The 9,291-nt window shown below is 68.5% G+C and carries 6 protein-coding genes and 1 tRNA gene; 6 read left to right on the forward strand and 1 reads right to left on the reverse strand.

What is annotated here, in order from left to right; all coding sequences use genetic code 11:
* Positions 1-10: 10 nt before the first annotated feature.
* Positions 11-880, reverse strand: a complete 870-nt coding sequence (locus tag JWQ05_RS11740; protein WP_299658625.1) for an MBL fold metallo-hydrolase — start codon at positions 878-880, stop codon at positions 11-13.
* 133 nt (positions 881-1,013) lie between these two features.
* Between JWQ05_RS11740 and JWQ05_RS11745 the strand changes: the two genes are divergently transcribed.
* The 6 genes from JWQ05_RS11745 to JWQ05_RS11770 all read left to right on the forward strand — a co-directional run bounded on the left by JWQ05_RS11745 (position 1,014) and on the right by JWQ05_RS11770 (position 9,080).
* Positions 1,014-2,333 carry a glycosyltransferase family 1 protein gene (locus tag JWQ05_RS11745; protein ID WP_299658626.1) on the forward strand — a complete coding sequence of 440 codons (1,320 nt, stop codon included), beginning with the start codon at positions 1,014-1,016 and terminating at the stop codon, positions 2,331-2,333.
* Between the two features lie 64 nt (positions 2,334-2,397).
* Entirely contained in the window at positions 2,398-2,721 is a 324-nt protein-coding gene (locus JWQ05_RS11750) for a rhodanese-like domain-containing protein (protein WP_299658631.1), read from the forward strand.
* A 97-nt stretch (positions 2,722-2,818) separates the two neighbouring features.
* Positions 2,819-3,955: an efflux RND transporter periplasmic adaptor subunit gene (locus JWQ05_RS11755; protein ID WP_299658627.1), complete on the forward strand. Its 1,137-nt coding sequence runs from the start codon at positions 2,819-2,821 to the stop codon at positions 3,953-3,955.
* Positions 3,956-4,082: 127 nt separating this feature from the next.
* Positions 4,083-7,304: an efflux RND transporter permease subunit gene (locus tag JWQ05_RS11760; protein WP_299658628.1), complete on the forward strand. Its 3,222-nt coding sequence runs from the start codon at positions 4,083-4,085 to the stop codon at positions 7,302-7,304.
* A gap of 103 nt (positions 7,305-7,407) precedes the next feature.
* Positions 7,408-7,485, forward strand: a tRNA-Pro gene (locus JWQ05_RS11765).
* A 164-nt stretch (positions 7,486-7,649) separates the two neighbouring features.
* Complete coding sequence (locus JWQ05_RS11770) at positions 7,650-9,080, forward strand: phosphomannomutase (protein ID WP_299658629.1); 1,431 nt, start codon at positions 7,650-7,652, stop codon at positions 9,078-9,080.
* The last annotated feature ends 211 nt before the right edge of the window (positions 9,081-9,291 follow it).

Raw genomic sequence — 9,291 nt, forward strand, 5'->3', positions numbered from 1 at the left:
CCCCAGGCCCTCAGCGTCTCAGCGAATCGAGCGGCACCGGGGCGGCGTGCGAGCGGGTCGACAGCATGCCGTCGATGAGGGCCAGCACCTCGGCCCGGCCGCAATTGGCGGCCGGCTCGAAGGGCGTCCAGGTCTGGGTGAAGTCGAGCTGGGCGAACACGTCGCGGTAGCGCCGCAACTCGTTCGTGGTCAGCGGCACGCCGCGCACGAAGGCCTTGTGCGCGGAGATGGTGCGGGCACGCCGGAAATCCTGCGGGTCGAGCTCGAACTTCAGGGCGTCCCCGCAGAACACGATCTTCCGTGCCCGGTCGAACAGGACGGCGTGTCCGTCGAAATGCCCGGCGGTGCGGTGAAGCTCCAGGCCCGGCAGCGGCTCGAGGAAATCGTCGTACGGCCAGGAGACCTGGAGCGCCGCGCTCCAGGTGAAGTCGGCCGCGGGCAGGCAGAGTTCCGGATCGAAGCGGTCCTGCAGCTGCACCAGCGCCCCGTAGGAATGAGGATGCGAGGCGGACAGGACCTGCATGCCCCCGAGGCCCTTGATGTGCTGGAGGGCGGCCTCGCTGAAGACCGGACAGGCCTCGAAGCCCATGTTCCCGGCCGGGGTCTGGATCAGGTAGGCGCTGGGGCCGATCCCCGAGACGGGGTCGTTCCAGAACCGCCAGATTCCGGGCTCCAGCTCCTCCCAGTGGCAGGGGAACCGCTCCTGCGCCTCGCGCTCGCTCCAGAACTGCCAGCCCTTCTGCGGCACCACGTGGCGCGCATCGAGGCACATCGGGCAGGCGGCCGGGGCCTCGAAATGCCGCTGCCAGAACCCGCAATTGTCACAGGTATAGGCGGGCAGATCGAGGGCGCCGGCGAAGGGCAGGTATCCGGGGGACACTGGCGGTGCTCTCGTTGGCGGCGACGGCCGCGGTTCGCCTCGGACTCGGGTAGCCTCGGGCTTCGGTGTGCGCATATAGCGCCAGGCGCGACAGCGGCCATACGGCCCCGCGCCTGAACGCACCCGGAGGATCATGCCCGTCCCGAGATCGCCGATCCCCAGTCTCGCCTTCGACCTCACCCGCCTCATCACCCGGCTGCGGCACGCGAGTCCGAGCGGGATCGACCGGGTCGATCTCGCCTATGCCCGGCACGTCCTGGCCCAGGAGGGCGCGCGGTTCGGCCTCGTCTCCACCGCCTTCGGACCCCGGGTTCTCGACCGGGCCGAGGCGATCGGGATCGTCGAGGCCGTCGCGGCGGGCTGGGTCGAGGATCTCGATGCCCTGCAGGACCCGGTCTACCGGCGCCTCGCCGCCAGCCTCGGCACCGAACCCGTCGAGCCCGCCCTTGCTCCATCGGAGCGCCGAAGCGGCGAAACGGACCGGCGGCGGATGCAGGCCCGGACGGTCGCGACGGTTCTGCGGGCGCATGGTCCCGAAATCCTGCCGCACGGGACGGTCTACCTGCACAGCTCGCACCTGCGCCTCGACAAGCCGGAGCGCTTCGACTGGCTCTACGACCGGCGCGACATCCGACCCGTCTTCTTCGTCCACGACCTCATCCCCATCGACTATCCCGAATACGGGCGGCCCGGAGAAGCCCGGCGGCACCGCATCCGCATGGAGACCATCGCGCGCCATGCCGCCCACGTGCTCGTCAATTCGCGCGATGTCGGCGACCGTTTCCTTCGGCACTGCGCGGCGAACGGACTTCCGAAAAGGCCCGTGACGGTGGCGCTCCTCGGCGTCGAACCCGTCTTCCGCCCCGCGGGGGAGGGCCCGTCCTTGACGCCGACGCGGCCGACCTTCGTGGTCTGCGGCACCATCGAGCCGCGCAAGAACCACCTTTCCCTCCTGCATCTCTGGCGGGATCTCGCGGAGCGGCACGGCGCCGAGACGCCCCGCCTCGTCCTGGTGGGGCGGCGCGGCTGGGAGGCCGAGAACATCATCGACATGCTGGAGCGCTGCCCCGCCATGGCCGAACACGTGACCGAGGTGAGCGGCCTGTCGAGCCACGGCCTCGCGGCGTTGATGCGCTCGGGCACGGCCCTGCTGATGCCCTCCTTCGCGGAAGGGTATGGCCTGCCGGTGGTGGAGGCCGCCGCCTGCGGCCTGCCGGTCGTGGCATCGGACCTCGCGGTCCACCGGGAGATCGGGGCTGGGTTCGCCGAGTTCCTCGACCCCCTCGACGGGCCGGGCTGGCGCGAGGCCGTCGAGGCGCTTGCGCGACCCGAGTCGACTCTGCGGCGCACGCTCCTGACGAGAATCCTCGGCGCGCCCCTGCCGAACTGGACGAATCACTTCGCGACGGTGGACGATGCCCTGTCCGAGGTGATTTGCGGTCCTGATGCCTGACGAATAAGAACAGGCGTCAGTGAGCGGCCGCCTTCGGGGTCAGCGTAGACGCGGGATTGAACGGATGAAGGTTGTCGGCCTGGACCGGGATGCGATCAAGGCCGGGTTGGCCGACCGCGCGATGCTGGTGATCGACGTGCGGGAGCCGCACGAATTCGCGCAGGGTCATATCCCCGGCGCCGTGCCCCATCCGCTCTCGACCTTCGACACCGGAGCGATCGCCGAACTGATTGCGCGGGATGGGCGGCGCCCCGTGTTTTCGTGCATGTCCGGCGTGCGTTCGGTTCATGCGCTGGCGGCGGCGCAGAATGCCGGCTTGCCGATCGAAGAGCATTACGCGGGCGGGTTCAAGGATTGGGCGGCCTCGGGCGAGCCGGTCGAAGTCTGACGCTCGGAAGTTCGTTCCGAAGACCATGTGTGGCAGCGCACGACACGCCGCGTTGCGGACCTCTAGCTGGCGCAGTGTAGGGAATAACCATATGCGCATGCGCTCGATCCTTCATTGTCTTCCTGCATTGGGCCTCGCGACGGCGATCTTCGCCGGGCCGGCCGTGGCGCAGGCCCCCGGCGGCCCGCCGCCCAAGGTCACCACCGCCAAGCCCGTCGTCCGCGAGATCGTCGAGACCGACACCTACACGGGGCGTTTCGACCCGGTGGACATCGTCGACGTCCGGGCCCGCGTCACGGGCTACCTCGAGAAGGTCAACTTCCAGGACGGCGCCACGGTGAAGAAGGGCGACCTGCTCTTCGTCATCGACCGGCGCCCCTACAAGGCGGCCCTCGACCAGGCCCAGGCCGCCCTGGTCTCGGCACGCGCCCGCCTGAACTTCTCGCAGACCGACCTCGACCGCGCCCAGACCCTGAGCAAGTCGGGCAACATCTCCGAGCAGGTCACCGACCAGCGCCGGCAGGCCTCGCAGACCGCGCAGGCCGATGTCGACAGCGCCGATGCGCAGCTGCGCCAGGCCCAGCTCAATTACGACTTCACCGAGGTGAAGGCACCGATTTCCGGCCGCATCAGCCGGCGCCTGGTCACCGAGGGCAACATCGTCGTCACCGACCAGACCCAGCTCACTACGATCGTCTCCCTCGACCCGATCTATTTCGGCTTCACCGTCGATGAGCGCTCGTTCCTGAAGTACCAGGGGAGCCTCGGCATCGGCATGGGCCAGACCCAGAAGGGCAAGGGCGTGCCGATCCTCATCGCGCTCACCGGCGAGGCGAAGCCGACACGCAAGGGCACCCTCGACTTCGTCGACAACCGGGTCGACAACGCCACCGGCACGGTGCTGCTGCGGGCCACGGTCGAGAACCCGGACGGCTTCATCAAGCCGGGCCTGTTCGGCATCGTCGCGCTCCCCGCCACGAAGCCCTACCAGGGCATCCTGCTGCCCGACGAGGCCGTCTCGGCCAACCAGGACAAGCGCGTCGTCTACGTCGTCGCCGACGACGGCACGGTGGCCCTGCGCGAGGTGAAGCTCGGCCCGAAGGTCGATGGCTACCGGGTGATCCGCGAGGGGTTGAAGGGCGACGAGAACGTCGTGGTCAACGGCGTGACCCGCGTGCGCCCCGGCGCCAAGGTCGCGGCCGAAACCTCGACCCTGCCTCCCAGCAAGACCTGATCGCCGACCGAAGACGAGTAGCCCCGGCCGATCGCGGGCGGGGTGCGGCCACCAGACCGCGGACGAAGAAACGGTGCCGTCTCGGACACCCGCGCATGCGGGGCACGGGCGGCGAGAGGTTCAAGCGATGCGTTTTGCCCACTTCTTCGTCGATCGGCCGATCTTCGCATCGGTCACGTCGATCGTCTTCCTGATCCTGGGCTACGTCGCCTACCTGTCGCTCCCGGTGGCGCAGTACCCCGAGATCGTGCCGCCGACCGTGACGGTGCGCGCGAGCTTTCCGGGCGCCAATGCCGAAACGGTGGCGGCGACGATCGCGACGCCCATCGAGCAGGAGGTCAACGGCGTCGACAACATGCTCTACATGACGTCGTTGTCCACCAACGACGGCAACATGCTGCTGACGGTGACCTTCAAGGTCGGCACCAACCTCGATATCGCCAACGTCCTCGTCCAGAACCGCCTTTCGGTGGCCCAGCCGCGTCTGCCGCCGGACGTGCGCAACCTCGGCGTCACCGTGCGCAAGGCCTCGCCGGACCTGATGCTGGTGGTGCACCTGCTCTCGCCGAACAGGACCTACGACCAGAACTACCTCGCCAACTACATCTACCTCAACGTCCGCGACGAACTCCTGCGCCTCGACGGCGTCGGCGACATCACCATCTTCGGCGGCAACGAGTATGCCGAGCGCGTCTGGCTCGACCCGAACAAGCTCGCCGCCTATGGGCTGACCACCTCCGACATCATCACGGCGCTCTCCGAGCAGAACGTGCAGGTGGCCGCCGGCGCCCTGAACTCGCCGCCCGCCGCCACCGGCCAGGCCTTCCAGCTCATCGTGCAGTCGCAGGGGCGCTTCCAGAGCCCCGAGGAATTCGCCGACGTCATCGTCAAGGCGTCCGACGGCCGCCTCGTCCGGGTGAAGGACATCGCCCGCGTCGAGATGGGCCAAAAGGACTACACCACGAACTCGTTCCTCAACGACACCCCGGCCATCGGCATCGGCGCCTTCCAGCGGCCCGGCACCAACGCCCTCGACGCGGCGGCCTCGGTGCGCAAGGTCATGGACAGCCTGAAGAAGAACTTCCCGCCGGATATCGAGTACCGCATCGCCTACAACCCGACGGAGTTCATCGAGGAGTCGATTCAGGAGGTCTACAAGACCCTGTTCGAGGCCGTCGGCCTCGTGGTCATCGTGGTGCTGGTGTTCCTGCAGAGCTGGCGCACCGCGCTCATCCCGGTGATCGCGATTCCCGTCTCGCTGGTGGGCACCTTCGCCGCCATGGCGGCCTTCGGGTTCTCGCTGAACAACCTGACCCTGTTCGGGCTCGTGCTCGCCATCGGCATCGTCGTCGACGACGCCATCGTGGTGGTGGAGAACGTCGAGCGCAACATGGCCGAGGGTCTCTCTCCCGGCGACGCCGCGCACAAAACCATGGACGAGGTCGGCGGCGCCGTCGTCGCCATCGCCCTCGTGCTCTCGGCGGTGTTCATCCCGACTGCCTTCATCCCCGGCATCACGGGCCAGTTCTACAAGCAGTTCGCGCTCACCATCGCGGCCTCGACCATCATCTCGATGTTCAACTCGCTGACGCTGTCGCCGGCGCTCTGCAAGCTGCTGCTGCGGCCCCACCACGAACACGCCAAGCCGAAGTTCTTCCTCTTCCGCTTCGTCGCCTGGCTCGCGGATCGCTTCAACAAGGGCTTCGACTGGCTCTCCAACGCCTATGGCCGCGTCATCTACGGCCTGACCACCTACACGATCGGCCTGATCGGCATGATGATCGTGTATGCGTGCGTGATCGCCGCGACCCTGCACCTCGTGAAGACCACGCCCACGGGCTTCATCCCGGACCAGGACCAGGGCTACCTCATCGGCGTCGTGCAGTTGCCCTCCGGCGCCTCGCTCGACCGCACCACCGAGGTCGTGAACCGTGCGGCCGCCGCCGCCCGCAAGATCGACGGCGTGACGAACACCGTGATCATCGCGGGCTTCGACGGCGCGACCTTCACCAACACGACCAATTCGGGCGTGATGTTCATCACCCTGTCCGGCGCCAAGGAGCGGGCGGTCCACGGGCGCAGCGCGGCGGTGATCACCGGCGACGTGATCAAGGCCACCGCCGACATCCAGGAAGCCCGCGTCATCGTCATCCCGCCGCCGCCGGTGCGCGGCCTCGGCCAGGGCGGCGGCTTCAAGATGCAGATCGAGAGCCGGCAGAGCTCGTCCATCGGCCCGCTCCTCGGCGCGGTCGGCGAGGTGCTCGGCAAGGCCAACCAGAGCAAGGAGGTGCAGCGGGTCTTCACCACCTTCGGCAACGACACGCCGCAGCTCTACCTCGACATCGACCGCACGGTGGCGCGCATGCTCAACGTGCCGCTCTCCAACGTCTTCTCCACCGTGCAGACGGCGCTCGGCGGCGCCTACGTCAACGACTTCAACACGCTCGGGCGCATCTATCAGGTCCGTGTGCAGGGTGACGCCCCGTTCCGCGTCTCCAAGCAGGACATCGAGCAGCTGAAGATCCGCTCCTCCACCGGCGCCCTCGTGCCGATGGGAACGCTGGCCACCATCCGGGAGATCACCGGCCCGCAGATCGTCCAGCGCTTCAACCTGTATTACTCCGTGCCCGTCCAGGGCACGGCCCAACCCGGCATCTCGACGGGACAGGCCCTCGACGCCATGGAGGCCATCGCCAAGGACGCGCTGCCCGACGGCTACGCCTACGACTGGACCGAGATCGCCTTCCAGCAGAAGGCGGCGGGCAACACGGCCATCTACGTCTTCGCGCTGGGCGTGCTCCTCGTCTTCCTGGTGCTCGCGGCGCAGTACGAGTCCTGGGCGCTGCCGCTGTCCATCCTGCTCGTGGTGCCGACGGGCGTGCTCGCGGCCCTGATCGGGGTGCAGCTGCGGGGTCAGGACAACAACATCCTGACCCAGATCGGTCTCATCGTGCTCATCGGTCTGGCGGCCAAGAACGCCATCCTGATCGTGGAGTTCGCGCACCAGCTCGAAGAGACCGAGCGCAAGGGCCCCGTGGCCGCCGCCGTGGAAGCCTGCCGCCTGCGCCTGCGCCCGATCCTGATGACGGCCTTCGCCTTCATCCTCGGCACGGTGCCGCTCGTCATCGCCACCGGCCCCGGCGCCGAGATGCGCCAGGCCCTCGGCACCGCCGTCTGCTTCGGCATGATCGGCGCGACGGTGTTCGGCCTCTTCCTGACCCCGGTCTTCTACGTGGTGATCCGGAAATTCCTGATCTGGCTCGCCAAGAAGCGCGGCAAGGACCCGCACAACACCACGCCGGACAAGCACGACCCGCACGGATCGCCTGCCACACCGTCCCACGCCTGAACACCCCAAAGCCCGGATGCGGATACCGCATCCGGGCTTCACGTTTGGGGGTTGCGCGCGCCAAACCGGAAAGCTAAAGACCCCTCAGCCCGTCAAGGGACGTCGGAGCGTAGCGCAGCCCGGTTAGCGCACTAGTCTGGGGGACTAGGGGTCGGAGGTTCGAATCCTCTCGCTCCGACCATTTATCTCGCTGCAGCCGTTGAGATTTCCGGCTCGGCAATCCACTCCATTGATCCTGTCCGGCCAAGCTGGCACACCGGGTCGGCGCGTCTGACCGGCGGCGTTGAGCGCCTGGCGATGCCGGCATCGCGCGGCCCCTGCAGGCCTTGGGATCATGGAGGCATCGTGAGCAGTCTGAAATTCGGGACGAGCGGCCTGCGTGGTCTCGTCACCGACCTCGTCGGATGGCCGAGCTACGCCTATGCGGGCGCCTTCTTCCGGTCCGTGGCGACGACCGCCGGCACCAACCGCACCGTGGTGATCGGGCGCGACCTGCGCGACAGCAGCGCGGGGATCGCAGCGACCGTGGCGGCGGCGGCCACGGCAGCCGGGTTCGAGGCGATCGATTGCGGCGCCCTGCCCACGCCGGCTCTCGCGCTCGAAGGCCTGCGGCGCGGCGCCTGCGCGGTGATGGTGACCGGCAGCCACATCCCCCAGGACCGCAACGGCCTCAAGTTCTATCGGCCGGACGGCGAGATCACGAAGGCTGACGAGGCCGCGATCCTGGCCGCCCTCGGCGACGTCAGAGATGTTGGTCCCATGGCGGTGACGGCGCCGGCCACGCCGGAGCCCGACGCCCTCGCGCGGTACCATCGCCGCTACAGCGACGTCTTCGCGGCCGACATCCTGGGCGGTCAACGGATCGCGGTCTACCAGCAGAGTTCGGTCGCCCGCGATCTGCTCGCCGACCTCCTTCGGTCATGCGGCGCAAAGGTCGTTGCGATCGGCCGCTCGGACACGTTTGTGCCGATCGACACCGAGGCCCATCGTCCCGAGGACATCGCCTACATTCGCGAGGTCATGGCCTCCGGGGACTTCGACGCCCTGGTGACTACCGACGGCGACGCCGACAGGCCGCTGGTGGCGGACGGCGCCGGGCGGATCGTGCGCGGGGACGTCCTCGGGTTGATCACGGCTCGCTATCTCGGGGTCGATACCGTCGTCGTGCCCGTGACGGCGGGGTCCGCCATCGAGCATGCGGGCGGCTTTCAACGCGTCCTGCGCACCAAGGTCGGCTCGCCCTTCGTCATCGCGGGCATGGCTCTGGCGAAAGAAGAGGGTTCGCGGGTCACCGTCGGCTTCGAGGCCAATGGCGGGTTCCTGCTCGGATCGGACGTGGTCCTCTCTGGAAAGACCCTGTCCGCCCTGCCGACCCGCGACGCGATGCTGCCGATCCTGGCGACTCTCGCGGCCGCGCAACGGGACTGCTTGGCGCTCGCCGACCTCGTCGCCTCGCTCAACGTCGGCGAGACCGCGAGCGACCGGCTCCCCGACACCCCGCCCGAACGCAGCGGCGCGTTCCTGCGGGCCCTCGGCGAGGACACCTTCCGGCGCGCCTTCCTTCGCCCGGTCGGGACACCCCGGTCGGTCGATGAGCAGGATGGGGTGCGCATCGAACTCGATGGCGGGCGAACCCTTCACTTCCGCCCCTCGGGAAACGCGCCCGAACTGCGCTGCTACGCCGAGGCGAACGCGGCCTTGGACGCCGAGGATCTGGTGCGCTGGGGCCTGTCGGCGGCCGCAGCGGCGATGCGCAAGGGCGCCGAGGGGCGTTAGGGTCCGGGTGCCTCGCGCCGGGAGCGTAGGGCCTGTTGCGGGAGCAAGACATGGGGCGATGGTCGAACTGCGCCGGGCGCGGATAAGCTTTGCCGAACCAAATGCACGGTCCAGCCGTTTCTCAATCCCGATCAGGAGATCACGTGACATGAAGACGCTTGGTGCAGTGGTGGCGGTCGGCCTCGCCCTGATGGGCTCGGCCTCGGCGCAA

Origin of the sequence: Methylobacterium sp. (assembly GCF_028290105.1) — a bacterium.
Taxonomy (GTDB): domain Bacteria; phylum Pseudomonadota; class Alphaproteobacteria; order Rhizobiales; family Beijerinckiaceae; genus Methylobacterium.